Source organism: Nesterenkonia sp. F (genome assembly GCF_000220985.1).
GTDB lineage: Bacteria > Actinomycetota > Actinomycetes > Actinomycetales > Micrococcaceae > Nesterenkonia.
The window spans coordinates 24300-48346 of sequence record NZ_AFRW01000117.1 but is presented as its reverse complement, the minus strand read 5'-3'; the positions used below and the strand labels follow the sequence as shown (position 1 = coordinate 48346).

Genomic DNA, 24047 nt, shown 5'->3' with positions numbered 1-24047 from the left:
GGCCAGCTCGCCCACGGCGTCGCGAGTGTTCGGCAGGTAGTTCGCCAGGCTCGGCCCGGAGCTCTCGGAGGAGGCGTCCTCGGAGGGCTCGGACGCTCCTTCGTCGGACCCCGCCGACTCCGCCGACTCCTCGGAGGTCTCGTCCTCGCCGCGCAGCTCGGCGACCCGCTCGTCCAGCGCGTCGAAGTCGAGCACGCCCTCGTCGTCGGTGTACGCCTCCTCGTCGAGGAGCCGGGTGAAGGCTCGCTCGGGAGTGATGTCGCGCAGCTGGGCGAACTCCTCGACCAGCTCCTGGGTCGCCGGCAGATACTGCTGCAGCTGGGCGGCGGCCTGCTCCTCCTGCTGCTCCTCCTCGGTCTGCTCGGGCTCCGGTCGCAGCTCCTCGACCCGGTCGGAGAGGGCTGCGAAGTCCAGCAGGCCGTCGTCGTCGGTGAACTTCTCCTTGCCGAGGAGCAGGTCGAAGGCCTGCTCCGGGGTCTTCTCGCGCAGCTGGGCGAACTCCTCGACGAGCGCGCGGGTGTCCGGCAGATAGTTCGAGAGCTGCTGGTCCGGGGTGGCCAGCGAGGCCGGGTCCTCGGAGGGCCGCTCCTCCTCGGGCGCCCGGTCGGAGTCCTCGTCGGAGGGGTCGTCCGCATCCTCGTCGTCGCCCTCGTCCTGCTCCTCGGAGTTCTCCGTCGGAGCGGAGGCGGCGCGGACCTGAGGCTCGGGCTCCAGCTCGGTGACCTTCGTCAGCAGGGCGTCGAAATCGATCTCGCCGGAGGAGTCGACCAGCGCGGCGTCGACGATGATCTCGCGGAAGGCCTCCTCCGGCTCCTGATCCTGCAGCGCGGCATAGCGCTCGACCAGGTTGCGGGTGCCGACCTTGTAGTCCGACAGGGACTGGGTCTCCGGCGCCGCCGGGCCCTCGTCCGACTCGGGTGCCTCGGATTCGGCGGACGGTGAAGCTTCCCCTTCTCCACCGTCCGCCGAATCCTCGGCGGTCTGGTCGCCGACCGTCTGGGTCGGCTGGTCCTGGGAGAGGCCCATCTGAGCTCGGAGCTGATCGAGCCGGTAGCCCAGCTGGGCCTCGTCGAGCTCGCCGTCCTCGTTCAGGAACGCCTCGTTGGCCCGGATCTGCTGGAGCGCGACGTCGACGTCCCAGTCGTTGAGCTCGGCGATCTGTCGCACCAGCTCGAGGGCGGTCTCGCCGATCTCACGAGCTTCGTCGTCGGTGCCGCGGCGAGCCTCGGCGAGCTCCTCCTGCGCCTGCTCGGCGGCCTGGCGCTGCTCCTCGGCCTGCGCGGCCAGGTTCTCGGCCTCGGCGGCCTCCTGCCGGGCCTGCTCGGCCTCCTGCCGGGCCTGCTCGTCGAGCTTCTCGCGGGTCGCGGAGTCGGCCAGCGCATCCTCGTCCTCGGAGAGGAGCACGTCGCCGGCGCCGGTCTCGCCGTCCTTGTACTGCTCGGCCTGGCTGCGGTCGGCCTCCTCGGACGCCTCCTGGGCCTCCTCGGCCTTCTGCTCCGCGGCCTCGGCGGCCTGTTCTGCCTCGAGGGCGTTCTGCTGCTCGATCTGTGTGGAGGCCTCCAGCTCGAGAGCTCGCTGGTTGGCCTGGGACAGGCGCTCGGTGATCTCCTCGATCATGCCGTCGCGCGCCTGCGGGGACTCCTGCGCGGCGTCGATCTCCTCGCCGGAGGGGGCGTCGGGCAGCTCGGTCTCGACGATCGAGCCGGCTTCGCCCAGGTCAGGGTTCTGCTGATCGGAATGCGCGGCGCGGTCAGCCAGCAGATCAGGCAGGGTCGTGCCGACCAGAGCAGTCGTCACGACTGCTGCGGTCACAGCTGCCACGCCGAGATTGCGGCGATTCGTCACGGTATGTCCTCACTTCTCACTCACTGGAGCAGCGCCACGCACAGGGGCCGGTCGTCCGCCGTCGGAGGGTGCGGGGCGACGGGGTCCGGGAACCGTCCTGCCGGTCTGTTCGGCGAGGCCGTCCAGACCGGACGCGATGGGATCGACGGCGTCCGGGCGTCTGCTCCGCGGCGATGGGAAACACGGCGGCGACCCAGTGGCGTTGCAGAGCTCACGATAATTGCAGGGAGATCACGGGGGCAATGGCCCGTGTCGTTCCTGTGATTCGCCTGTGAGCGCTCGATCCGCATGATGGAGGGGATGCACGGGTCACGAAGAGGTTGCGACAACCTTCAAGTAGGTTGAAGGTTCGATATCCGTGACGGGGCGGCGGCCACGTGGTATGGCGTCATCCCCAGCCCAGGCGGTGCAGCGTGGCGTCGTCGATGCCGAAGAAGTGGGCGACCTCGTGGACCACGGTGATCGTCACCTGGTCGACGACCTCCTCGCGGGTCGAGCAGATGTCGAGGATCGCCTCCTTGTAGAGCATGATGCGGTCCGGCATCGCCCAGGGCTCGTTGCCGCGCTCGGTCAGCGGGATCCCCTCGTAGAGGCCCAGCAGCACAGTGTCCGGGTCCTCGCCGGGTTCCGGCTGATAGCGGTCCTCCACGAAGATCACGACGTTGTCGATCATGTCGCGCAGCCGCTGCGGAATGGAGTCCAGCGCCTCGGAGGCCGCGGCGTCGAACTCCTCGTCGCTCATCGGGAAGGCCATGGCGTCAGTCTACGGGCGCTCCCGGGGGGGGTGTGCTCCGACCGACGTCGGTCCTCGGGGAGGATGGTGCGGATTTGCCGGTCCGTTCGCGGCGCGATTAGACTTGCCTCGGCTCCCTCGTGGGTTCGCGCCCCCATCGTCTAGCGGCCTAGGACACCGCCCTTTCACGGCGGCGGCACGGGTTCGAATCCCGTTGGGGGTACCAGGCTCGCCGGGCCGTTCGGTCGGAAGAGGTTCTTCCGGCCGGGTGGGGTGCGGGTCGAGGCGCCGAGTTGGTGCTCGCAGCGAAGCTCTGATAGAGTTTTTCTTCGTGCCCGCCCGGCACATAAAAGAACAAGGCCCTGTAGCGCAGTTGGTTAGCGCGCCGCCCTGTCACGGCGGAGGTCGCGGGTTCAAGTCCCGTCAGGGTCGCTCCTCTCTCTGACAGAGAACCTGACCGGAGAGCGGGTCATCCCGCGAGGATGATGATCTGGCTCTGTAGCTCAGTTGGTAGAGCGTTCGACTGAAAATCGAAAGGTCACCGGATCGACGCCGGTCGGAGCCACAGTCAAGACCCCCGGGAATATCCCGGGGGTCTTTCTGCGTCTCGGGGTTCTCCGGAGGGGTGGGGTTCGGGCCGGCGATGGTCGGCCGACCGGCGACGGCGTGCCGATGCTGGACATATCCGGAGGTCCCCGCCGGCGCCGACGGGCTGAGATGCGTCCAGACCATGGACGCCGATGCTCGCGCAGTCATTCACCCAGCTGAAGCCCGGCGGGTGCGGTCGTGTCCGGGCGATGGAGAGGACGTCAGTGCCCGTGACGGCGGGCGAGGCCGCGGAGCGCCCGGGTCGTCGCGACGACGGCCGAGGCGCCGAGGAGCGTTCCGGTGAGGACCAGCACGGTGCCGACGAGTGCGAGGCCGGACTGGTCGGTCGGGACGGCGGTGAGCGCCCAGGCGGCGGTGAAGGCCAGCGGCGCCACGGTGAGCAGGGCCGGCGGCGGCACGAACCGCTCGGCCACGACGACCAGCAGGACTCCGGACGCTGTGCAGCCGATGACCTGCCACAGTGCATAGGGGCCTGACGTCTCGCCCGTCGCCGGATCGTGCTGGTAGCTGTCGTCCCATCCGAACCATCCCCACCACAGGCCCGCCGCGAGCAGGGCCAGTACTGCGAGGCGGCCGGTGCGGACGACGGCGGGCCGGATGGACGGAGCAGTCTGCATCCCACCAGTCTCACATGTCCGTGCGGTGTGGACGGAGCTGGAGAGGCGCGAACGCGGTCTCCGGCGACGCGGTCCGACGCTGCCGCCCGACGCGTCCGTCCGACGTCGGCGGTGCGCGAACAGTCGACTGCCGCGGCATCCTGCGGCTACCTTGTGACCACCGGCGCCCGGTCGCCGCATGATCACCGCATCGCCGTTCTGAGGAGGACCTATGACGCAGCCACCCGGTGCCCCCGGCCCGTCGGGCCAGCAGCCCCCGGAAGGCCAGCACCCGCAGCAGGGGTACTACCCGCAGCAGGGTCGGCAACCATCGCCGCAGGACCAGCCGCCGCACCCCCAGCAGTCCAACGCCGTCGAGGCGAAGGGATTCTTCGGGGCGCTCTTCGACTTCTCCTTCCAGAGCTTCGTCACCGTCAAGTTCGCCACGTTCATCTACATCGTGCTGCTGGTGTTCCTGGTGCTGGGCTGGCTGTTCATGGTCATCGGCGGGTTCGTCGCCGACACCTGGGTCGGCGTGCTGGCCCTGCTGTTGGGCTGGATCCCGGCGGTGATCTACCTGATCCTCATCCGCGTGATGCTGGAGTTCTACATCGCGATGATCCGCACGTCGCAGAACACCGCCGGCACCCGGATCGAGATCGAGTCGCTGCGCCGCGAGATGCACCAGCGGCGCTGAGTCCGGGCGCCGTCGTCGTCGGATGACTCGGCGGGACGTGTGGGAATGAGGCCGTATTCCTACACGTCCCGCCGAGTCATCCTCCGATGTGCGGCGGCTCAGCTGAGGTCGACGACCACCGGGGCGTGGTCGGAGGCCCCCTTGCCCTTGCGCTCCTCGCGGTCGATGAAGGCGTTCTCCACGCGCCGTTCGATCGCCGGGCTGCCCAGGACGAAGTCGATGCGCATGCCTTCCTTCTTCGGGAAGCGCAGCTGCTGGTAGTCCCAGTAGGTGTAGACGCCGGGGCCGGGAGTGTGCGGGCGCGCGACGTCGACGTAGCCGGCCTCCAGGAAGCCGCGGAAGGCCTCCCGCTCCGGCTCGGAGACGTGGGTCAGCCCCTGCTCGCGGAAGTGGTCGATGTCCCAGACGTCGTCGTCCTGCGGGGCGATGTTCCAGTCGCCGGCCAGCGCGACCTGGGCCTCGGGGTCCTCCTGCAACCAGGACGCGGCGTGGCCGCGCAGTGTGGCCAGCCAGTCGAGCTTATAGCTCATGTGCTCGTCGTCCAGGGCGCGGCCGTTGGGCACGTAGAGGCTCCACAGTCGCAGGTCCCCGCAGGTCGCGGCGATCGCGCGGGCCTCCTGGACCGGGTCCTTCCCGTTCTTGCCGAAGGCCGGCTGGTCGGCGAAGGTGCGCTCGACGTCGCGCAGTCCCACTCGGGAGGCGATGGCCACGCCGTTCCACTGGTCGAAGCCGAAGTGCGCGACGTCGTAGCCGTTCTGCTCGAAGACCTCCCAGGGGAAGTTGTCGTCCTTGCACTTGGTCTCCTGGATCGCCAGGACGTCGACGTCCGAGCGGTCCAGCCAGGCTTCCACCCGGTCGGCCCGGGCGCGCATAGAGTTCACATTCCACGTCGCAATCCGCATGGAGTCCAAGCTATCAGCGCGCTCTGCGGGCGGGTCAGTCGGCGAACGACGACGGCGCCGCGGCCGGGGCAGGCTCCGGGGCCGACGGCGCGGGCTTCGGCGGGATCAGTGCGAGGATCATCGCGGCGATCCAGCCGATGACCGTCCAGCCGAGCAGCACGTCGATCAGCACCGCCGGCCAGAGCCTCTCGGAGCCGCGGGCGACGGCGAGGAACGTCGGCAGCAGATAGATCCCGGCGGCGACGATCAGCGTGAGGCTGACAGACAGCACCGCGACGGGGGCTCCCAACATGAGCCACTCAGGGCCGGGGAGGAGCGGGTTCGCGTCGTTCGGCATTGTGACCTCCTGGAGCCGCCGGCGGCGACCTCGTGGTGCGAGCGTGCCGTCACACCCTACTGAGGTCGAGCGGCTCACTCCAACAGGAAGTCCGGGAGCGTCGGTCGCCTCAGCCGCGCCACCACTCGTCCTGGATGCTCACCGGCACGCTGCGCTTATGTCGTGTGGCGCGGTGCCGGGCCTCGAGCTGCTCGGCGAGTTCGGGATCGATCTCGCGGCCCTCGAGGTAGTCGTCGATGACGTCATAGGTCAGCCCGAGCTCGGTCTCGTCGAGCTGACCGGGGTTCTCGTCGAGCAGGTCCGCCGTGGCCGGCTTCGACCAGAGGTTCTCCGGCGCGCCCAGGTGCTGCAGGAGCTGACGGACCTGTCGCTTGTTCAACGTGAACAGCGGCAGCACGTCGGCGCCGCCGTCGCCGTACTTGGTGAAGAAGCCGGTGACCGACTCCGCGGCATGATCGGTGCCGACCACCAGACCGCGATGCTCGCCGGCGATCGCGTACTGGGCTGCCATCCTCACGCGGGCTTTGACGTTGCCGCGGTGGTAGTCGCTGAGCCTCCCGCCCACGGACGGGGCGACGGCGGCGTCGAGCGCGGCCACCGGCTCGGCGATGTTCACCGTGTGGGCATGGTCCGGAGCGATGAACTCCAGAGCTGCGGCGGCCTCGTCCTCGTCCTGCTGCACGCCGTGCGGCAGACGCACTGCGTGGAAGGCGACGTCGTCGCCGTGGGCGCGCACGGCCTCGACGGTCAGCTGACACAGTCGTCCGGCCAGAGACGAGTCCACGCCGCCGGATATGCCCAGCACCAGCGACTGCGCCCCCGTGCGGCGCAGATAGTCGGTCAGGAACTCCACCCGGCGGGCGACTTCGGCGGCGGGGTCGATCTCGGGCTGCACGCCCATCTCGTCGATGATGGCGGTCTGCTGCTCACACATGCTTCGAGTCTACCGGCGCGGCGTGTCTCCGGTGTGTCTCCGGCGTGACGGAGTCGCCCGGAGGTGGCGGGCGACGGCGCGGCGGTTCCGGGCGCCCGGAGATGGTCACGGCCGCCGTCGGGTCCGGCTGTGACAGCCCCGCCGTCGCGCTGATCGGGAGCTTCCGGCGGCGGAGCGATCGGGGATGGAGAGACGACGCGACGCCAGTAGGATGGCCCCATGATCTCGACGACCACCGGCAGCAGCACCGAGGTGTCCACCCCCAGCGCCGAGCGTCGGCGGCTGAAGAAGCTGATCCAGCGGCTCGCCGTCGTCCACGGAGAGGTCACCCTCTCCTCGGGCGAGAGCGCCGACTACTACATCGACCTGCGGCGCATCACGCTGCACCACGAGGCCTCCCGGCTGGTCGGCCGGGTGATGATGCGCATGCTCGACGACGCCGGCATCGACTACGTCGCCTGCGGCGGGCTGACGATGGGCGCCGACCCGGTCGCCGCGGCGATCATGCACGCCGCCCAGGAGGAGGGCCGGGCGATCGACGCCTTCGTCGTCCGCAAGGAGGCGAAGTCCCACGGCATGGGGCGTCAGGTCGAGGGGCCCAGCGTCGACGGACGCAAGGTGGTCGTCCTCGAGGACACCTCCACCACCGGCGGATCGGCGCTGACCGCCGTCGAGGGCGTGCGCGGCGCCGGCGGCGAGGTGCAGGCCGTCGCCGTGCTCGTCGACCGGAACACCGGCGCGCGCGAGCACATCGAGGACACCGCACAGGTGCCCTATCTCTACGCGTACTCGAAGATCGACCTCGGCGTGGACTGACCGGTCCGAGCGCCCCGGACGGTCCGGCCGCCCGGGCCTCGAGCATCGCAGCCGTCAGGCTCAGCACGACCAGCCCCCGCACCAGCACATTCAGCACGACCGGCGCCCGAGGGGCTCCGGCCCCGAGCGACAGGAGAGCAGCGTGGCTCACTTCCATCCCTCCCGCGACCAGCTGGTGCCCGAGGTGCTCGAGGCGCTGCTGCGCACCGCCGCCGTCGAGCGTCTGGAGACCTCCGAGGGCGTCGACGTCCTCGTCCGCGCCGACCATGATCCCGCCGCCGGCGTCGCCGTGGTCAGCGGCGGCGGCTCCGGCCACGAGCCGGCCCACGCCGGGTACCTCGGCGAGGGCATGCTCGCCGCGGCCGTGCCGGGGTCGCTCTTCGCCTCCCCGCCGGTCAGCGCCGTGCTCGAGGCGATCCGCGCGGTCACCGGGCCGGCCGGCTGCCTGCTGGTGATCAAGAACTACACCGGCGACCGGCTGAACTTCGGGCTGGCCGCCGAGCGGGCCCGGGAAGAGGGGCTGGACGTGCGCACGGTGCTGATCCGCGACGACGTCGCGCTGCCGGACATCGAGCAGCCGCGCGGGCTGGCCGGCACCGTGCTGGTGCACAAGGTCGCCGGGCATCTGGCCGCGCAGGGTGGCTCGCTGGACGACGTCGCCGCCGCGGCCGAGCGCACCGGCGCCGGGATCCGCACCATGGCGCTGGCGCTGACGCCGGCCACGCTGCCGGGCGCCGAGCGGGACGCCTCCCGCGGCGCCGAGCTGGGCCTGGGAATCCACAACGAGCCGGGTGCCCGCTCGGCGGAGGTCTCCGGGGCCGACGACGCGATGGCCCTGGTCCTCGAGGCGCTGGACGCCCGGTCGCTCGCCGACGAGCACGGCGGCCGCGGACTGGTCGCCGTCCTCAACGACCTCGGCGGCTGTTCGCCGCAGGAGGGGCTGGTGCTGGCCCGCGAGCTGCTCGGCCAGCTCGGCGTCCGGCCGCTCGCCCGCCTGATCGGTCCCGCGCCGCTGATGACCTCGCTGGACATGCACGGCTTCTCCGTCACCCTGGCACCGGCCACCGAGGAGCTGCTGGCCGCCGTCGACGCGCCGACGACGGCGCCGGGCTGGGCGCCGGCGACGACGCCCGGCGAGCCGAGGACGCGTCCGGCCGGCGAGTCGACCGCTGAGGCCGGGGACCCGGCGCCGACCACCGAGGACGGCCGCGTCGAACAGGCCGTGCGCTCGGGGGCGGCGGCCCTGACGGCCGCGACCGAGGAGCTCGACGCGCTGGACCGGGCCGCCGGCGACGCCGACGCCGGCACGACCTTCGCCGCCGGAGCGCGCGCCGTCGACGAGCTCATCGGCTCCGGCGAGCTCGGCTTCGCCGACCCGGCCGCGGCGGTGCGCCGGATCGCGCGCTCGCTGGAGACTGCGATGGGAGGCTCCTCCGGCGTGCTGCTGGCGATCTGCTCCACCGCCGTCGCCAGGGCCCTGGAGGACGGGCGCAGCTGGCCCGAGGCGTTCCAAGCCGGCATCGCGGCCATGCAGCACCACGGCGGGGCCGTCGAGGGTGACCGGACCATGCTCGACGCGCTGCTGCCGGCCCAGCGGGCGTTGGCCGGGGGCGGCGGGCTGCCCGAGGCCGCCCGTGCGGCAGGGCAGGGTGCGGAGGCGACCGCAGCGCTGACCGCGAAGGCCGGGCGGGCGGCCTATGTGCCGGAGGCTGCGACCGCCGGGGCGCAGGACGCCGGCGCCGTCGCCGTCGCCCGCTTCCTGGACGCGCTGGCCTCCGCGCTGCGCTGAGCCGCGGCGTGCGGGTGCAGTGCAGGGACGTTCAGTCCTCCGTCCGCGGGTGGTCGCGCAGCAGCGTGCCGAACTCCTCCAGCGCGGGGCCGACGACGGCGTAGTACGACCAGCGGCCGCGGCGGGCGCGGGTCAGCAGCCCGGCCTCGACCAGGATCTTCAGGTGGTGCGAGACGGTCGGCTGGGAGAGGCCGAGCGGCTCGGTGAGATCGCAGACGCAGGCTTCGGCGTCGTCGTGGTGCTCGATCAGCGAGAGCAGACGCAGCCGCACCGGATCGGCCACGGCCTTGAACACGGCGGCCAGCGGCTCCGCCTCCTCGGCGCTCAGCGGTCCGCGGAAGGTCGGCAGGCAGCAGGCGAGGTCCGCCGGAGCGGGCGATCGGGCGGGTGATGAGTCGGTCATGGCACGAGTATAGGCGACGTATTGACGAACTTCGATGAACAGGCCTACGGTCGTATTCATCGAAAGTCGTCAATATGATCGCGCCGGCGCTCGCCGTGCCGCGATGGAACGGAGACTGTGATGTCCGCCCACGCTGCCGCCGTCGACGACGCCGGCGATGTCCTCGGCGATCTGCCCGTCATCGTCGTCGGTGCCGGCCCGGTGGGCCTCGCCGCGGCCGCCCATCTGCTCGAGCAGGGTCTCGAGCCGCTGATCCTCGAAGCGGGTGGCCGCCCCGGCGCCGCGGTCCGGGAATGGAGCCACGTCCGGCTGTTCTCGCCGTGGCGCTACACCCTCGACGACGCTTCCCGCCGATTGTTGGAGGCGACAGGGTGGAGCGCGCCGCAGCCCGACGCTCTGCCCTGGGCCCGCGAGCTGCTCACCGAGTACGTGGAGCCGCTCGCCGCCGTCCCGGCGCTGCGCGATCGGCTTCGACTCGGTGTCCGCGTCACTGCGGTATCGCGCGGAGGGCGCGACAAGACGCATGCCCGGGCCCGCTCGTCCGCGCCCTTCGTGGTCCGGACCGAGGAGGCCCGCGCCGGCGGCCGACGAGTCGTCGAGCATCGGGCCCGCGCCGTCGTCGACGCCGGCGGCACGTGGGGACGGCCGAATCCGGCCGGAGCGAACGGGCTGCCCGCGATCGGGGAGGAGGACCCGGCGACGGCGGAGCACCTGGCGCGAGCACTGCCGGACGTGCTCGGCACCGACCGTGCCGACTTCGTCGGGCGCTCCACACTGGTCGTCGGCGCGGGGCACTCCGCGGTCACCACGTTGCTGGACCTGGTCCGACTGGCTCGCGAGGAGCCCGGCACCGAAGCCGTCTGGGCGATCCGCGGCGACGACCCGTCGCGCACCTACGGGGGCCGCGACGCCGACGGGCTGCCGGCCCGCGGCATGCTCGGCGCCCGGCTGCAGCGCGCGGTCGAGGAGGGTCTGGTCCGGCTGGAGGCCCGGGCGGCGGTGCAGGCCATGCGTCCTGGGCCGGCCGGAGGGCTCGTCGTCGAGGTCGGCGCGGGGCGGCGGCGTCGTGAGCTCGCGGTGGATCGGCTGGTCCGCGCCACCGGCTTCCGCCCGGACCTGGAGATGCTCCGCGAGCTGCGGATCCAGCTGGATCCGGCGGTGGAGGCTCCGGTGCGGCTGGCGCCGATGATCGACCCGGAAGTCCACTCCTGCGGCACGGTTCCGGCTCATGGGGCCGATGCACTCGCTCACCCCGAGGACGGGGTGTTCATCGTCGGCATGAAGTCCTATGGGCGCGCCCCGACCTTCCTGCTGGCCACCGGCTATGAACAGGTCCGATCCGTCGCGGCTCATCTGGCCGGCGGGGACGGCTCCGTGCGGGACCTGGCGCTGCCGGAGACCGGGGTCTGTTCGGCGGCCGCAGCGGTCGATGAGGGTCGGGGCGAAGCGGGCGGCGACCTGCCGCGCCTGGGAGTCCCGACGGGGCTGGCGCATGGCCGGGCCGGTGACTGAGTCGGTTCGTGCCGGTTCGTGCCGGGCAGGTCGGCGCCGGTGGAAGAATGGGCGCAGGCCGTGCCCGACGACGAGGAGGAGGCTGCGGTGCTCGACGTGCGACGTCTTCAGGTGCTGCGCTCGGTGATCGCGACCGGCTCGGTCAGCCGGGCCGCCGAGGCGCTGGGCTACACGCCGTCGTCGGTGAGCCAGCAGATGGCCGCTCTGCAGCGCGAGACCGGACTGAGGCTGCTCGAGCACGTCGGCCGGGGCGTGCGGACCACAGCCGCGGCGCGGCTGCTGGACGAGCGGGCCGGGGCGATCTTCGAGCAGATCGACGAGGTCGAACAGGCGCTGGAGGACTACCGCGAAGGGCGCGGCGCCCGGCTGCGCATGGAGTACTTCACCACCGCCGGGCAGTCGATGGTGGCGCCGGCCGTCGCCGCCTTCCGCCGCAGGAACCCCGGCGCTCGGGTGGAGCTGCTGCTCGAGCCCGAGGGCGACCCGGCGCTGCGCGTCAGCCGCGGCGAGGTCGACGTCGCGCTGATCTCCAGCGAGGTGCCGGCGGGTCTGGACGGGGTCACCGAGACCCATCTCTTCGACGACCCCTTCGACGTCGTGCTGCCGGCCGGTCACCGGTTGGCCGCGCAGGAGGCGGTCGCGGTCGCCGACCTGGCCGGCGAGCCCTGGGTGACCCACGAGTGGCCGCTGGGCAGCTGCAGCGAGCCGCTGCTGCAGGCCTGCGCGGCGCACGGCTTCCGGCCGGACATCTGCATCGAGTGCGACGACATCGACACGGCCCAGGGTCTCATCGCCGCCGGTCTGGGGCTGGGCGTCATGCCGCGGCTGGGGCTGGCGACCCCGCATGAGGGCGTGGTGGTGCGACCGCTGGTCGACCCGGCCCCGCAGCGGCGGATCCGGCTGCTGCGGGTCGCCGAGCCGCATGCCGAGGAGATGGCGCGGGCGATCGCCGGCGTCGACCTCGGCTGAGCCGGAGAGCCGCCGGAGGCGCTCCGTCGGTGTTCCGGAGCTGATCCGCGGTTCGGGCGGCTCCCTGCTCAGAGCGGGCGGAAGCCCCCGGGCGGGGAGTTCTCCTCCAGCACCCGCACACTGCGCCGCAGCGTGGCCAGCCAGCCGGCGACGCCGAGACGGCGCCACGGCGTGCGCTCCTCGCGCGGCGTGGCCAGGCGGCCGATGGCGGTGTGCACGCCCAGGATGATGCCCAGGACGCCGAGGACGATGATGATCCCGATCATGGCGGGCCCCTTCCTCCGGGCCGACGGCGCCGCCGCGGGCGGTCGGCATCGTGCGGGCCGGATCGTCGTGTGGAACTGCTCGTGCTTCTGAGCGTTCCATCGGCGACCAGGAAGGACCAGCGAATGATTCTGAAGAACTGTGAAGGTGTGTTGAACGGTCGGCGCGCTGCACTCCGAGGTCGGTGTGTGATTCTTCACACTCTCCAGGGTGGTGCGGCGCGACGAGGGGCCGGCGCAGAGGCGGCGGCGCCGGAGGGGGCGGCGGCGAGGAAAGGGGTGCGTCGGACTCCGGGAATCGCGCCGGAGGGGCGTCAGGATCCGGTCAGCGAGGCGAGCAGCTCGTCGGCCTGCCGCAGGTTCCGGGCGAGCTTCTCCCGGCGCTCGGCGAGGTCGTCGCACAGCTCCGTCATCCGGGTGCGCGCCGCGGCGTCGTCCGGATGGGCGGCCGCATCGTCGATCGCCTCCAGCGCGCGGGTGATCTCCTCCAGCGAGAAGCCCATGGGCTTGAGCGTGCGGATCACCAGCAGGCGCTCGAGGTCGGCCCGGGTGTAGACCCGGAAGCCGCCTTCGGTGCGGGAGGCCGGAAGCAGGCCGACGTCGTCGTAGTGCCGGATGGTCCGGTGCGAGAGTCCGGTCTTCTCGGCCAATTCTCCGATGTGCATCGAGGATTCTCCGGGCGTCGCCGAACCCGCCTGCGAGGGCTGAGATCCATCATTCATGCTGCGCGTCTCCGTCATTCGCCGGTTCAACCTTCACGTCGCGTCAGGGTAGGGTGAAGGGCGGTCCCCATCGCCGTGGGCCTCGCCGCGAGCGCCCGACGATCATCCGGGCGCCGGCCCCCTCATCCTCCGCATGCCGGGCAGACACCATGCCTGCCGGCCTGCCTGCACTCGCACACATCACGTGAAGGGACGATCCGTGACACAGTCTATGTCCGACACCGCCGGGGTGCTGACTCCGGAGCAGCGCCAGTCCGTCTGGCGCACGCTGCGCTCGCCGCGCCTGCTGAAGACCGAGGTCCTGGCCGGCGTCGTCGTCGCGCTGGCCCTCATCCCCGAGGCCATCGCCTTCTCCATCATCGCCGGGGTCGACCCGCGCCTTGGGCTCTTCGCCTCCTTCACCATGGCCGTGACCATCGCCTTCGTCGGCGGTCGTCCGGCGATGATCTCGGCGGCCACCGGCGCCGTCGCGCTGGTGATCGCCCCGGTGGCCCGCGACTACGGCGTCGACTACTTCATCGCCACCGTCATCCTCGCCGGCATCCTGCAGGTGGTGCTCTCGCTGGTGGGGGTGGCCAGACTGATGCGCTTCATCCCGCGCTCGGTGATGGTCGGCTTCGTCAACGCGCTGGCCATCCTGATCTTCACCTCCCAGGTGCCGGAGCTGCTCGGCGTGCCGTTCCTGGTCTACCCGCTGGCGCTCGTCGGACTGCTCATCGTCTTCCTGCTGCCGCGTCTGACGACGGCCGTGCCGGCGCCGCTGGTCGCGATCGTGGTGCTCACACTGATCACCGTGACCGCCTCGATCACCGTGCCGACCGTCGGCGACAAGGGCGAGCTGCCCGAGGCGGTGCCGTCGCTGTTCATCCCGGACGTGCCCGTCACGCTGGAGACGCTGCAGATCATCTTCCCCTACGCGCTGGCGATGGCCTTCGTCGGTCTGCTCGAGTCGCTGATGACCGCCAAGCTCGTCGACGACATCACCGACGTCCACTCCGACAAGACCCGCGAGGGCTGGGGCCAGGGCGTGGCGAACATCGTCACCGGCTTCTTCGGCGGCATGGGCGGCTGCGCGATGATCGGCCAGACGATGATCAACGTGAAGGCCTCGCAGGCCCGCACCCGCATCTCGACCTTCTGCGCCGGCCTCTTCCTGCTGATCCTGGTGGTGGCGCTCGGCGACATCGTCGCGCTCATCCCGATGGCTGCGCTGGTCGCGGTGATGATCTTCGTCTCCTGGGCGACCTTCGACTGGCACAGCATCCGCCCCTCGACGCTGAAGGCGATGCCGAAGTCCGAGACCACCGTCATGCTGGTCACCGTGGCCTTCACCGTGTGGACCCATAACCTCGCCGTCGGCGTCGTCTGCGGGGTGATCATGGCGATGGTGCTCTTCGCCCGCCGGGTGGCCCACTTCGTCACCGTCGAGCGGCGCATCGAGGGCGAGGGCGACGACGCGCTGGCGACCTACACCGTCGACGGCGAGCTGTTCTTCGCGTCCTCGAACGACCTCTACTACCAGTTCTCCTACACGCACGACCCGGTGCGCGTGCGGATCGACATGTCCCAGTCGCACCTGTGGGACGCCTCGACGATCGCCGCGCTGGACTCGGTGACCGAGAAGTACGAGTCCTACGGCAAGTCCGTGGAGGTCGTCGGGCTGAACGAAGCCTCGACGGCGATGCGCGAGCGGCTGGCCGGCAAGCTGCAGTCCGAGGGCTGAGCCCGGGTTCGCTGCGGGACCGGGTGCGGCTCGGGCCCGCCGTCCCGGCGCGGCCCGGATTTCACCGAGTGGGCGATGTGTCGAGGTTTCTGGCCGAGATCGGCGGGAAAACCTCGACACATCGCCCACTCGATGCGTTCCTGTGGAGATTCGGAGGCGCCGTGCGGCGATTCTCGGCACACTGTCGGCATGTACGCACTGCCTCAGGAGCTGGCGGGCCGGGCCTTCACCGCGTCGGCCGCCGCAGCGCACGACGTCTCCCGTGATCGTCTGACGCGATCCGACGTGGTCGCCCTCGGCTCCGGTGTGCATGCCCCGCGGGCGTTCGCCGAGCGGCTCGACGACGTCGCCCTCCTGCGTGCCAAGGCCGCGGCGCTGATCGCCGAGCGGCCGGACGCCTGGGTCTCCCACGTCAGTGCGGCCCGCCTCCACGGGCTGTGGCTGCCGCCAGCGCTGCGGGACGATTCCCGGCTCCACCTCTCCCGGCCCGCGGGTCCGGACACCTGGACCCGCCGCCGCGGCGTCTGCGGGCATCGGATGCAGGTGCGCGACGGCGACCTCGTCAGCGTCGGCGGGGTGCCGGCGAGCTCGCCGGCCCGGGCCTGGCTGGACGTCGCCGGCCGGTGCGGCGAGCATCAGCTGATCATCATGGGCGATCAGCTCATCCGCACGCCGTACCTGCGCTATGAAGGGCGCTCGACCCCGTTCGCCACTGTGCCGGGGCTGCGCGAGATGCTCGACGACGCCCGCGGCGCACCGGGGCGACGGCGCTGCCTCGCCGCCCTGGAGCGGATGCGCATCGGCGCCGACTCGGTCCAGGAGACGCGGCTGCGCCTGGCGCTGGTCGACGCCGGGCTCCCCGAGCCGGCGCTGCAGGTCCCCGCGGTCCCCGGCGACCGGTTCTCGCCGCGGGCGGATCTCGGCTATCCGGAGCTGAAGATCGCGATCCAGTACGAGGGTGAGATGCATTTCGACCCGGAGCAGCAGCGCGCCGATCAGCGGCGCGACAACGTCTTCCACGGAGAGGGGTGGACGGTCCTCCGCGTGAACGTCGAGGACCATCGGGACGGATTCGCCGCGATCGTGGCCCAGGTGGCCGCGCTGCTCGCCGCCCGATGAGGGCGTCCCCGCATCGAGTGGGCGATGTGTCGAGGTTTCGGCGCCTGATTCGGGAGAGTTCCTCGACAGATCGCCCACTCGATGCTCGGGCAGGTTTGGTGGGGCCTGGTGAGGGTGCGATGGCGGCGCGATACGCTCGGGCGCATGGCATCTGAGCGTGGAGCAGAGCAGGGCGAGGCTTCCGGGTCCGCCGTGGACGGCCCCGGCGCCCCCGAGCAGGCTGATCAGGTCGAACGCGAGGTCGGTGTCGGGCCCTGGCATGGCCCCTGGCCGGAGGACGAGCACTACGACCCCGAGCTGCTGACCCACGGCGACCGGCGCAACGTGGTCGACGAGTACCGCTACTGGCGGCATGAGGCGATCGTCGCCGACCTGGACGCCCGTCGGCACTCATTCCACGTGGCCATCGAGAACTGGCAGCACGACTTCAACATCGGCACCGTCGTCCGAACCGCCAACGCATTCCTCGCCGCGGAGGTCCACATCATCGGCCGGCGGCGCTGGAACCGGCGCGGAGCGATGGTCACCGACCGCTACCAGCACATCCGCCACCACGCCACGGTGGAGGAGTTCGTCGCCTGGGCCGCCGAGTCCGGGCTGGACGTGCTCGGCGTCGACCTGTTCCCGGACTCCGCACCGATCGAGACCTACGCGATGCCGCGAGACTGCGTGCTGGTCTTCGGCCAGGAGGGGCCGGGGCTCAGCGAGGAGGTCCGGCAGACGGCGACGGCGACGCTGTCCATCGCGCAGTTCGGCTCCACCCGATCGATCAACGCCGGCACGGCCGCCGGCATCGCGATGCACTCCTGGATCCGCCAGCACGCGCGGATCGGTTGAGCGCGTCGGTCGGGTCGGCGGTTCAGCCCAGCGATTCCGCCCAGCGGCGCAGGAACTCCGCGCCGGCCTCGTCGTGGATCGCCCCAGCCTGAGAGGTGAGCACCGGGTAGTCGGTCTCCGGCACGCCGTCGGCCGGTCGGACGTCGACGTGGCGCACCGAGTGGCCGAGCTCGTGCAGCCAGGTGGCCATCGCGTAGTCGGAGCGCGAATCGCCCATCGTGTACCAGGACTGCGGGCGGATGCCGCGGGCGGCCAGCAGCGCGACGGCCTGCTCGGCGCCGAGGTCCTTGCCGACGCGCTCGTGCTCGACGTCGGTGGAGATGATCGTCGGGTCGATCCGCACGTGGTCCAGACCCTCTGCCTCGAGCAACTCCGCGACGGCGGCGTCGAACTGCGGCTGGGCGGCCAGGTAGTCCGCCGAGGCGACGTCGACGTGCTGCTCCACCGAGATCATCGAGCGCTTGGTCTCGTCGAAGAACATCAGTTCGGAGAAGCGATCGGCGACCAGCTGCCGGACCTGCCTGGAGAGTCCGGACGGCATCGCCAGCTCGGCGTCGACGTGGACTTCGCCGAGGCCGGCGGGGGTGACCTCGCTGGAGACTGCGCCCTTCTCACTGATGGTGTGGACCATCGCGCCGTCGGACAGTCCGGCGTCGCGCAGGGCCGGGACGACCTGCTCGGCGATGAAGGCGTCCGAGCGGCCGGTGTTGAAGATGACCGGGATGCCGGCGGCGGCCATGGCGACCAGGTCGGTCGCGATGGACTCGATCGCCACCGTGCGCGTGACGGGCGAGGCGATGGGGCCGTCGACGTCGAGCAGCAGGGCGAACGGGGGAGCGGCGCGGGTGGTCTCGGGCTGTGCGGCGGTGCTGGTCATCGCTCCATTGTCGCCGACGACGGCGCCGCCGCCCATGGCGCGGGTCACAGCCGATCGCCGTGTGTCGCCGGGGCCGCGCCGATTTTCGCCGAACGGGTCGGGGCGTATATCCTGGTGTGGTCGCTGTGCTCGGACGGATCGTCCGAGGCGGTGCAGAAACTGGATATGGGGCCATAGCTCAGCTGGTAGAGCGCGTCGTTCGCATCGACGAGGTCAGGGGTTCGACTCCCCTTGGCTCCACGATTCGTCGAGATGCGAGCCCTGCCCCACACAGTGTGGGGCAGGGCTCGCGTCGTCTCCGGCGGCCATCTGCGGGAGACGGTCCGTGGTCACAGATCCGTGGGCTCGATGCGAGACGGTCGCCCCAGCGGGAGCACGCCGAGGAGCGTGTGCCCCGACGGCAGCAGCCGGTGCTCGACCCCACGGGTCTCCGACGGGTCGAGCCCTCCCAGGAAGACTGTGCCGAGGGCGTTCTCGGCCGCCCAGAGGTGCACGTTCTGGGCGATCAGCCCCGCCTCGAACCAGCAGAACCGTTCGCCCTGGCCCGGTCCCTGAGTCGCGAAGGCCTCGTCAGCGGCTGCCAGATCGGCGGAGAGCAGCAGAACGGCAGGGCATTCCTCCAACCACTCGGCGTCGAGCGTGGCGTGTGCCAGGCGTGCCCCGTGGTCCCCCTCTGCGACGGGGATCAGCTCATGGCTCTCAGGTCGGTGCTGATAGGCGGCAGGGGCGAGTCCCTCGACGTCGACGGCGACCACGGTGGTCGTGACGTCGTACCGCGCGTGCGCCGAGGCGTAGGGGCGTCGACCGGCCGGCCCCACTATGGCGGTGCGCAGGAGTCGGCCCAGGTCGTCACGATCGACGGGTCCGGAGCTGTAGGAGCGCGTCGATCGGCGCCGGCGGAGCAGGCCGGCGAGGGCACCATCGTCCGGGGCCTGGCTCGGAGAGATCCGGGATGCGTCCGGCAGACCTTCCGACGTCTCGCTGTCACGCGGATCCTGCATGTTCTCCTCCGTTCTGCGCCCTGGCGACAGCGACCATCGTCACGGCTGCTCGGACGCGGGCGCCGACGGTGCGTGTGGTGCCGGGCGACCGCCGCGACGCCTCAGGCCGGCCCCGCGGTGAACTCCGGCAGCCGGTGCGGGTCCGGTGCCTCCTCCCCGGCGGGCCCCGCCTCGACCTCCACCAGCACCGACTGCGCCGTCGGGCCCTGCGTCAGCCGCGAAGTGGGCACGTCGCGGGTGAGCACATTGGGGTTGCCATGCTGCTCGGGGCTTCCGGGCGTCCCGGGCTCGGCCGGTGTGAACCAGGCGCCGGTGGCCAGCAGCGCGACGCCGGCGAGCACCTCCTCGGAGAGCGTCGCCCCGGCGCGGGTCTCGCCGCGGTCGTTCCAGATGCGGACGACGTCTCCGGCGGAGATGCCGCGCGCGGCGGCGTCGTCGGCGTTCAGCACGATCGGCTCCCTGCCGGCGACCTTGGACTCGGTGCTGACCGCGCCCATGTCGAGCTGGCTGTGCAGGCGCGAGGACGGCTGCGGCGAGAGCAGGTGGATCGGGAAACGCGCGTCGTCGGAGGCCCCGGACCATTCCTCGGCCGGCAGCCAGACTGGATGCTCCGGACATTCGGCGTAGCCGTAGCGGTCGATCGTCTCGGAGAACAGCTCGATCCGGCCCGACGGCGTCGCCAGCGGCTCCTCCTCGGGCGCCCGGCGGAAGCCGGCGAACGGCGGCGGCGCGTCGGGCAGCTCGTAGCGGTGGTGGCCGCGCTCCCAGAAGGTCTCGAAATCGGGCAGCGGGTGGCCGTGCTCGCGAGCCGATTCGCGGGCGCGCTCGTACATCGCCCGCAGCGCCTGCTGGTCGTCGTCGCCGTCGGTGTACTCCTGCTCCACGCCGAGGCGTGCGGCCAGCGCGGCGAAGATCTCCCGGTCGCTGCGCGCCTCGCCCGGCGGGTCGACCGTCCGTTTCATCGCGACCAGGTAAGGATCCTTGGAACTCGCGGCGATGTCGTCGCGCTCCAGCGTGGTCGTCGCCGGCAGCACGATGTCGGCCATCCGCGCCGTCGGAGTCCACCACGGCTCGTGGACGACGATCGTCTCCGGCCGCCGCCACGCCTCGGTGAGCTTGTTCAGATCCTGGTGGTGATGGAAGGGATTGCCGCCGGCCCAGTAGACCATCCGGATGTCGGGGTAGCGATGCTGGGCGCCGTCGAACTCGTACGTCCCGCCGGGATCGAGCAGCATGTCGCTCAGCCGGGTCACCGGCACGCGGACGTCGCAGGGGTTCTTCCGCGCGCGGAACGACGGCGTGCCGAAGGGCCGCCGCGCCGAGCCGATCCCGGAGACGCTGCCGTAGCCGAAGCCGAAGCCGCCGCCGGGCAGTCCGATCTGCCCCAGACAGGAGGCCAGTGCGATCACTGCCCAATACGGCTGCTCGCCGTGCTCGGCGCGCTGCAGCGCCCAGGTCGCGGTGACCAGGCTTCGTCCGTCGCTGAGGCGCCGGGCGATCTCCTCGATCCGTGCGGCAGGCACGCCGGTGATCGGCTCGGCCCATGCCGGCGTCTTGGGGGTCCCGTCCGTGCGGCCGAGGATGTACTCGCGCAGCCGCTCCCAGCCCACGGTGCAGCGCTGCAGGAAGTCGCCGTCGACGAGACCGCGGGTCTCCAGGTGATGGATCAGCGCCAGGATCAGCGCAGTGTCGCCGCCGGGGCGGGCGGGGATCCAGGTAACCCCGGGGTGGTCCGGGGCGTCCGAGCGCACCGGGTTGACGTTGATGACCTGCGTGCCGGCTGAGAGGGCGCGGTCGAAGCCGAGCCGCGAGGCATGGTCGCCGGTGCCGCCGGGCTCCAGCTGCATGTTCTTCGCCGGGGCGCCGCCGAACATCAGCAGCGTGTCGGTGTGTTCGGCGATCTCGTCCCAGGTCGCCACGGCGCCGGTGACCGAGCCGGCGTCGCCGACGACGTAGGGCAGCAGGCGCTCGGCGGTGCCGTAGCTGTAGTTGGAGAGACAGCCCGTGTATCCGCCGGTGCAGGCGAGAAAGTGGTTGAGCTGGGTCTTGGCGTGATGCAGGCGCCCGGCGCTGGACCAGCCGTAGGAGCCGCCGTAGATCGCCGAGGCGCCATGCTGCGCGTAGCTGCTCCGCAGGGCTCCGGCGATCAGGTCCAGGGCGGTGTCCCAGCTGACTTCGACGAACGGATCGACGCCGCGCCTCCCGCCGGTGCCGTCCAGCCAGGAGGAGCGGACGGCCGGCCGGGTCACGCGGTTCGTCGCGTGGACGGACCCCTGCACGGAGCGCAGCAGCGGCGACGGGTCGCGGTCTCCGGCGAACGGGGAGGCCTCGACGATCCGGCCGTCCTCGACCCGGGGATGGAAAGCACCCCAGTGAGAACTGTGGATCGACACTGCCTGTGCTCCTCTCGTCCCGGGCCATGGGCGGCTCACCCGTCGTCGAGCCCATGCTACGGCCCGAGAGGCTCCGGGCGCGGTGGAACCTTCCGCGCCCCGGGGCTCAGATGATCTCGAGCTCGCGCAGCTTCGCGGCGACGTCGTCGTCGGCCGGCTCCACATGGTGGGAGCCGTCCGGGTAGACGACCACCGGGATGTTCGTCCGCCCGGAGATGTCCCGGGCGACGTCGGCGGCCCTCGGGTCCTGCTCCAGGTCGATGTACTCGTAGTCGAGGCCCAGCGTGTCCAGCTGGCGTTTGGTGCGCCGGCAGTCGCCGCACCACTGGGCGCCGAACATGCGGATCGGGGAGGTCGTGCTCATCGTGGGATGTCCTTCCATGCGTGCTTCAGGCTCCCCGTTCCAGCGTCTCCGCACCGCCGGGCATTCCCATCGGTGCCGCGGCGATCTCGGCGACCGGCCTCCTGCGGGCGCGGGAGCGCTGAGCGCAGGAGGCCGGCCGTCCGCGACGACCGGCCCCCGGGGAGTGCGTCAGTTCGCGACGTGGAACCGGGCGTTCTCGTGGGCCGGACGCTCGATCTCGTCGACGAAGGCGATCGCGTAGTCCGCGCCGCTGATGGTCGACTCGCCCTGCTGATCGGTGATCAGCACCTCGTCGGCGGTGCGGTATGTGCCGGTGCGCTCTCCCGGGGCCCAGGCGCCGAAGACGGCGGCGGGGGAGAGGTAGAACCAGCGCAGTCCGGCGTCGGCCTCGCGCAGCTGGGCGAGGACGTCGTCGTGCGCCGTCGCTTCGGGGAGGAAATCTTCCGGGAAGTCCGGGGTCTCGACCAGCTTCGGGCCTCCAGGTTCGACGCGGAGGCTGCCGGCGCCGCCGACGACGCCGAGTCGGGCCTGTCCGGCGACGGCGCGCAGCACCTCCGGCAGGGCGTCGGGCAGGCGCGGCGAGCTTCCGGCGCCGGGCACGGCCAGGACGACGACGTCGTGCTCGGCGGCCAGCCGGGAGATCAGCTCGGTGTCGCTCAGGTCCCCGGTGACGTTCTCGGCGCCCGCGGGCGCCTCGACGGCGGTGCGTGAGACGGCGGTGACGGCGAAGCCGCGCGCGACGGCCTCGGCGACGATGTGGGATCCGGCGTAGCCGGTGCCTCCGACGACGGCGATGCGGGTCATGGGTCCTCCTCATGGGATGGCGGGATGGCGGGATGGCGGGGTCGTACGGCGGTGCCGGCGACGTCGGCGGCCGCTGCGGCCCCGACACTGGTGAATCTACCGACATCAGCGTCGCCGCACACGGTTCTCGTGGGTCATACCATGGTGAATATGCGACACGACGCGATCGCGGCGATGCCCTATGCTCCGCCGGCGGGCAAAGCCGGTGAAGTTGAAGCACGCACCGTCGCCGGACTGCGGGCCCAGGCCTCCCAGGCGGTCTTCTCCCGGGTGCAGCGGCCGGACTTCCATCAGCTCGTGATGGTGACCTCCGGGGTCGGCCGGCATATGGTCGACTTCGCCGCGCACGAGCTGCATCCCGGCACGGTGCTCTGGGTGCGACCGGGGCAGGTGCAGCAGTGGGGGACGCTCAGCGCCTTCGACGGCCACGTCCTGCTCTTCCCCGCCGGACTGGTCACCCCGGACGTGGACCGGCTGGTCGGCGCGGAGTCGCCCCACGGGCCGACGCTGTGGCGTCTGGACCCTGCGCGGTGCGCCGAGCTGGAACCGCTGATGACCCGGCTGGAGGAGCTCTCCCCGCGCGCCGACCTGGCGCCCGAGCTCCGCGCGGCCACGCTGCGGCACCTGCTCGGCGTCGTGCTGCTGCAGCTCGCCGCCGTCGTGGACGACGCCCCGCCCGAGGGGGCCGTGCCCGAAGCCTTCCTGGCCTTCCGCGACCTCGTCGAGCAGCGGCACCGCAGCTGGCACGACGTCGGCGACTATGCCCGGGAGCTGGGCTGGTCACCGCGCACCCTGGCCCGGGCGACGGCCCGGGCCAGGGGGATGACGCCGAAGCAGATCATCGACGAGCGTCTGGTGCTGGAGGCCCGCCGGCTGCTGGCCCATTCCGCGCGACCGGTCCACCGGATCGGCGCCGCGCTGGGCTTCGACGACGCCAGCAACTTCACCGCCTGGTTCCGGCAGCGCACCGGGGTGCTCCCCTCCCGGTTCCGCGCGGATCAGCGGGTGGTGTAGCCGCCGTTGGCGAAGATCGTCTGACCGGTGATCCACCAGCCCTCCGTAGCGAGGAAGCGCACGATCGGAGCGATGTCCTCGATCCGGGTCAGCTGGTTCCCCATGGCCTGGGACTTGTGGAACTCCACGCGCTCGGGCGTCTCCTGCGGGTAGAAGAAGGGCGTGTCCATGGGGCCGGGGGCTACGGCGGTGACCGAGATGCCACGCTCGGCGAGCTCCTTGGCAGCCGCCCGGGTGAAGTGCTCCACCGGAGCCTTGCCGCCGGCATAGGTCGCGTAGCCGTCGGTGAAGGCCGCCAGCAGCGAGGTCACCAGCGTGATGACCGCGCCGCCGTCGGCGACGCGGCGACCGGCCTCCTTGAGGAAGAAGAAGGCCGCCTTGGCGTTGATGTCGAACATCGCGTCGTACTCGTCCTCGTCGGTCTCGGCGATGGGCTTGCGCAGCACCTTGCCGACGGTGTTCACCGCGACGTCGACGCGTCCCAGGGCGGCCTCGGCGTCGGCGAAGAGGGATGTGCAGGCCTCGGGCACGGTGAGATCGCCGCTGAGCAGCACTCCGCGACGCCCGGCGGCCTCGACGGCGCGCAGAGTGTCTTCGGCCTCGGCGCGGCTGGCCTCGTCATGGTGGTGGATGGCGACGTCGGCGCCGGCCTCGGCGGCCTGGCGGGCGATGAGCGCGCCGAGGTTCTTCGCGCCGCCGGCGACGAGCACGACGGCGTCCTGCAGTGTGGTGCGGGGCATGACAGTCTCCTCAGGGGTCGATTTATCAGTGAATGTATCACCGATATA

General features: G+C 71.6%; 24 protein-coding genes and 4 tRNA genes. 13 read left to right on the top strand and 15 right to left on the bottom strand.

Features of this window, described 5'->3' with window-relative positions; translation table 11 throughout:
* Both GU5_RS15235 and GU5_RS0110220 read right to left on the bottom strand, forming a co-directional pair.
* The coding region (locus tag GU5_RS15235) for a hypothetical protein (protein WP_158217727.1) at positions 1–1821 on the bottom strand (1821 nt) is incomplete at its 3' end.
* 412 nt (positions 1822–2233) lie between these two features.
* The gene (locus GU5_RS0110220; RefSeq protein WP_010525476.1) at positions 2234–2599 is read right to left on the bottom strand and encodes a metallopeptidase family protein; all 366 of its coding nucleotides are present in this window, start codon (positions 2597–2599) and stop codon (positions 2234–2236) included.
* 129 nt (positions 2600–2728) lie between these two features.
* On the opposite strand from GU5_RS0110220, the gene GU5_RS0110215 reads away from it, so the two are divergent.
* From GU5_RS0110215 to GU5_RS0110200, 3 genes are all read left to right on the top strand, one after another.
* A tRNA-Glu gene (locus GU5_RS0110215) sits at positions 2729–2804 on the top strand.
* A gap of 132 nt (positions 2805–2936) precedes the next feature.
* Positions 2937–3010, top strand: a tRNA-Asp gene (locus GU5_RS0110205).
* A gap of 60 nt (positions 3011–3070) precedes the next feature.
* Positions 3071–3143, top strand: a tRNA-Phe gene (locus GU5_RS0110200).
* Positions 3144–3387: 244 nt separating this feature from the next.
* Here GU5_RS0110200 and GU5_RS15230 read toward each other — a convergent pair.
* Positions 3388–3804: a hypothetical protein gene (locus tag GU5_RS15230; RefSeq protein ID WP_010525475.1), complete on the bottom strand. Its 417-nt coding sequence runs from the start codon at positions 3802–3804 to the stop codon at positions 3388–3390.
* A gap of 211 nt (positions 3805–4015) precedes the next feature.
* On the opposite strand from GU5_RS15230, the gene GU5_RS16445 reads away from it, so the two are divergent.
* Complete coding sequence (locus GU5_RS16445) at positions 4016–4480, top strand: DUF4282 domain-containing protein (protein ID WP_010525474.1); 465 nt, start codon at positions 4016–4018, stop codon at positions 4478–4480.
* 98 nt (positions 4481–4578) lie between these two features.
* Here GU5_RS16445 and GU5_RS0110185 read toward each other — a convergent pair whose 3' ends face one another.
* From GU5_RS0110185 to nadE, 3 genes are all read right to left on the bottom strand, one after another.
* Positions 4579–5382 carry an exodeoxyribonuclease III gene (locus tag GU5_RS0110185; RefSeq protein WP_010525473.1) on the bottom strand — a complete coding sequence of 268 codons (804 nt, stop codon included), beginning with the start codon at positions 5380–5382 and terminating at the stop codon, positions 4579–4581.
* A gap of 34 nt (positions 5383–5416) precedes the next feature.
* Positions 5417–5653: a superinfection immunity protein gene (locus GU5_RS15215; protein WP_158217726.1), complete on the bottom strand. Its 237-nt coding sequence runs from the start codon at positions 5651–5653 to the stop codon at positions 5417–5419.
* A gap of 175 nt (positions 5654–5828) precedes the next feature.
* A complete protein-coding gene (gene nadE, locus GU5_RS0110175) occupies positions 5829–6653 on the bottom strand; it encodes an ammonia-dependent NAD(+) synthetase (protein ID WP_010525471.1) in 825 nt (274 codons plus the stop codon).
* Positions 6654–6872: 219 nt separating this feature from the next.
* On the opposite strand from nadE, the gene pyrE reads away from it, so the two are divergent.
* Entirely contained in the window at positions 6873–7469 is a 597-nt protein-coding gene (gene pyrE, locus GU5_RS0110170) for an orotate phosphoribosyltransferase (RefSeq protein ID WP_010525470.1), read from the top strand.
* A 142-nt stretch (positions 7470–7611) separates the two neighbouring features.
* Positions 7612–9258, top strand: coding sequence for a dihydroxyacetone kinase subunit DhaK (locus tag GU5_RS0110165; protein ID WP_010525469.1), 1647 nt, complete (start codon positions 7612–7614; stop codon positions 9256–9258).
* A gap of 31 nt (positions 9259–9289) precedes the next feature.
* Here the strand turns inward: GU5_RS0110165 and GU5_RS0110160 are convergent, their stop codons facing one another.
* Positions 9290–9661 carry a helix-turn-helix transcriptional regulator gene (locus GU5_RS0110160; RefSeq protein WP_010525468.1) on the bottom strand — a complete coding sequence of 124 codons (372 nt, stop codon included), beginning with the start codon at positions 9659–9661 and terminating at the stop codon, positions 9290–9292.
* 120 nt (positions 9662–9781) lie between these two features.
* Between GU5_RS0110160 and GU5_RS15210 the strand changes: the two genes are divergently transcribed.
* Together GU5_RS15210 and GU5_RS0110145 are read left to right on the top strand one after the other, a co-directional pair.
* Positions 9782–11173: an FAD-dependent oxidoreductase gene (locus GU5_RS15210; RefSeq protein WP_010525467.1), complete on the top strand. Its 1392-nt coding sequence runs from the start codon at positions 9782–9784 to the stop codon at positions 11171–11173.
* A 60-nt stretch (positions 11174–11233) separates the two neighbouring features.
* The gene (locus GU5_RS0110145) at positions 11234–12142 is read left to right on the top strand and encodes a LysR family transcriptional regulator (protein WP_029514198.1); all 909 of its coding nucleotides are present in this window, start codon (positions 11234–11236) and stop codon (positions 12140–12142) included.
* Positions 12143–12210: 68 nt separating this feature from the next.
* Here the strand turns inward: GU5_RS0110145 and GU5_RS0110140 are convergent, their stop codons facing one another.
* Together GU5_RS0110140 and GU5_RS0110130 are read right to left on the bottom strand one after the other, a co-directional pair.
* On the bottom strand, positions 12211–12408 hold the full coding sequence (locus GU5_RS0110140; RefSeq protein WP_010525465.1) for a hypothetical protein: 198 nt from the start codon (positions 12406–12408) through the stop codon (positions 12211–12213).
* 311 nt (positions 12409–12719) lie between these two features.
* Positions 12720–13070 (bottom strand): MerR family transcriptional regulator, encoded by a 351-nt coding sequence (locus GU5_RS0110130; protein WP_010525464.1) that lies wholly within the window; start codon positions 13068–13070, stop codon positions 12720–12722.
* Between the two features lie 268 nt (positions 13071–13338).
* Here GU5_RS0110130 and GU5_RS0110125 point away from each other — a divergent pair, with 268 nt between their 5' ends.
* From GU5_RS0110125 to GU5_RS0110115, 3 genes are all read left to right on the top strand, one after another.
* Entirely contained in the window at positions 13339–14850 is a 1512-nt protein-coding gene (locus tag GU5_RS0110125; RefSeq protein ID WP_010525463.1) for a SulP family inorganic anion transporter, read from the top strand.
* Positions 14851–15039: 189 nt separating this feature from the next.
* Positions 15040–15969, top strand: a complete 930-nt coding sequence (locus GU5_RS0110120) for an endonuclease domain-containing protein (RefSeq protein WP_010525462.1) — start codon at positions 15040–15042, stop codon at positions 15967–15969.
* Positions 15970–16113: 144 nt separating this feature from the next.
* Complete coding sequence (locus GU5_RS0110115; RefSeq protein ID WP_083830471.1) at positions 16114–16806, top strand: RNA methyltransferase; 693 nt, start codon at positions 16114–16116, stop codon at positions 16804–16806.
* A gap of 22 nt (positions 16807–16828) precedes the next feature.
* Here GU5_RS0110115 and GU5_RS0110110 read toward each other — a convergent pair whose 3' ends face one another.
* Entirely contained in the window at positions 16829–17683 is an 855-nt protein-coding gene (locus tag GU5_RS0110110) for a hypothetical protein (protein WP_029514196.1), read from the bottom strand.
* A gap of 167 nt (positions 17684–17850) precedes the next feature.
* On the opposite strand from GU5_RS0110110, the gene GU5_RS0110105 reads away from it, so the two are divergent.
* Positions 17851–17923: transfer RNA gene (locus GU5_RS0110105), tRNA-Ala, on the top strand.
* 89 nt (positions 17924–18012) lie between these two features.
* Here the strand turns inward: GU5_RS0110105 and GU5_RS0110100 are convergent.
* From GU5_RS0110100 to GU5_RS0110085, 4 genes are all read right to left on the bottom strand, one after another.
* On the bottom strand, positions 18013–18684 hold the full coding sequence (locus tag GU5_RS0110100; protein ID WP_010525459.1) for a nitroreductase family protein: 672 nt from the start codon (positions 18682–18684) through the stop codon (positions 18013–18015).
* 101 nt (positions 18685–18785) lie between these two features.
* Positions 18786–21077, bottom strand: a complete 2292-nt coding sequence (locus GU5_RS15205; protein ID WP_010525458.1) for a molybdopterin-dependent oxidoreductase — start codon at positions 21075–21077, stop codon at positions 18786–18788.
* Between the two features lie 106 nt (positions 21078–21183).
* Positions 21184–21441 (bottom strand): glutaredoxin domain-containing protein, encoded by a 258-nt coding sequence (locus GU5_RS0110090; protein WP_010525457.1) that lies wholly within the window; start codon positions 21439–21441, stop codon positions 21184–21186.
* Between the two features lie 168 nt (positions 21442–21609).
* Positions 21610–22245, bottom strand: coding sequence for an NAD(P)-dependent oxidoreductase (locus tag GU5_RS0110085; protein ID WP_010525456.1), 636 nt, complete (start codon positions 22243–22245; stop codon positions 21610–21612).
* Positions 22246–22395: 150 nt separating this feature from the next.
* Here GU5_RS0110085 and GU5_RS0110080 point away from each other — a divergent pair, with 150 nt between their 5' ends.
* Positions 22396–23259 carry an AraC family transcriptional regulator gene (locus GU5_RS0110080; protein ID WP_010525455.1) on the top strand — a complete coding sequence of 288 codons (864 nt, stop codon included), beginning with the start codon at positions 22396–22398 and terminating at the stop codon, positions 23257–23259.
* Here the strand turns inward: GU5_RS0110080 and GU5_RS0110075 are convergent.
* Entirely contained in the window at positions 23244–23999 is a 756-nt protein-coding gene (locus GU5_RS0110075; protein WP_010525454.1) for an SDR family oxidoreductase, read from the bottom strand. The genes GU5_RS0110080 and GU5_RS0110075 overlap by 16 nt on opposite strands.
* Positions 24000–24047 lie beyond the last annotated feature (48 nt).

Coding starts and splice junctions, on each gene's coding strand:
- GU5_RS0110120 (WP_010525462.1), top strand. CDS start 15,040: ATGTACGCACTGCCTCAGGAGCTGGCGGGCCGGGCCTTCACCGCGTCG.
- GU5_RS0110140 (WP_010525465.1), bottom strand. CDS start 12,408: ATGATCGGGATCATCATCGTCCTCGGCGTCCTGGGCATCATCCTGGGC.
- GU5_RS15210 (WP_010525467.1), top strand. CDS start 9,782: ATGTCCGCCCACGCTGCCGCCGTCGACGACGCCGGCGATGTCCTCGGC.
- GU5_RS0110115 (WP_083830471.1), top strand. CDS start 16,114: ATGGCATCTGAGCGTGGAGCAGAGCAGGGCGAGGCTTCCGGGTCCGCC.
- pyrE (WP_010525470.1), top strand. CDS start 6,873: ATGATCTCGACGACCACCGGCAGCAGCACCGAGGTGTCCACCCCCAGC.
- GU5_RS0110100 (WP_010525459.1), bottom strand. CDS start 18,684: ATGCAGGATCCGCGTGACAGCGAGACGTCGGAAGGTCTGCCGGACGCA.
- GU5_RS0110130 (WP_010525464.1), bottom strand. CDS start 13,070: ATGCACATCGGAGAATTGGCCGAGAAGACCGGACTCTCGCACCGGACC.
- GU5_RS0110085 (WP_010525456.1), bottom strand. CDS start 22,245: ATGACCCGCATCGCCGTCGTCGGAGGCACCGGCTACGCCGGATCCCAC.
- GU5_RS16445 (WP_010525474.1), top strand. CDS start 4,016: ATGACGCAGCCACCCGGTGCCCCCGGCCCGTCGGGCCAGCAGCCCCCG.
- GU5_RS0110220 (WP_010525476.1), bottom strand. CDS start 2,599: ATGGCCTTCCCGATGAGCGACGAGGAGTTCGACGCCGCGGCCTCCGAG.
- GU5_RS0110090 (WP_010525457.1), bottom strand. CDS start 21,441: ATGAGCACGACCTCCCCGATCCGCATGTTCGGCGCCCAGTGGTGCGGC.
- GU5_RS15230 (WP_010525475.1), bottom strand. CDS start 3,804: ATGCAGACTGCTCCGTCCATCCGGCCCGCCGTCGTCCGCACCGGCCGC.
- GU5_RS0110185 (WP_010525473.1), bottom strand. CDS start 5,382: ATGCGGATTGCGACGTGGAATGTGAACTCTATGCGCGCCCGGGCCGAC.
- GU5_RS0110080 (WP_010525455.1), top strand. CDS start 22,396: ATGCGACACGACGCGATCGCGGCGATGCCCTATGCTCCGCCGGCGGGC.
- GU5_RS0110125 (WP_010525463.1), top strand. CDS start 13,339: ATGTCCGACACCGCCGGGGTGCTGACTCCGGAGCAGCGCCAGTCCGTC.
- GU5_RS0110075 (WP_010525454.1), bottom strand. CDS start 23,999: ATGCCCCGCACCACACTGCAGGACGCCGTCGTGCTCGTCGCCGGCGGC.
- GU5_RS0110160 (WP_010525468.1), bottom strand. CDS start 9,661: ATGACCGACTCATCACCCGCCCGATCGCCCGCTCCGGCGGACCTCGCC.
- nadE (WP_010525471.1), bottom strand. CDS start 6,653: ATGTGTGAGCAGCAGACCGCCATCATCGACGAGATGGGCGTGCAGCCC.
- GU5_RS0110110 (WP_029514196.1), bottom strand. CDS start 17,683: ATGACCAGCACCGCCGCACAGCCCGAGACCACCCGCGCCGCTCCCCCG.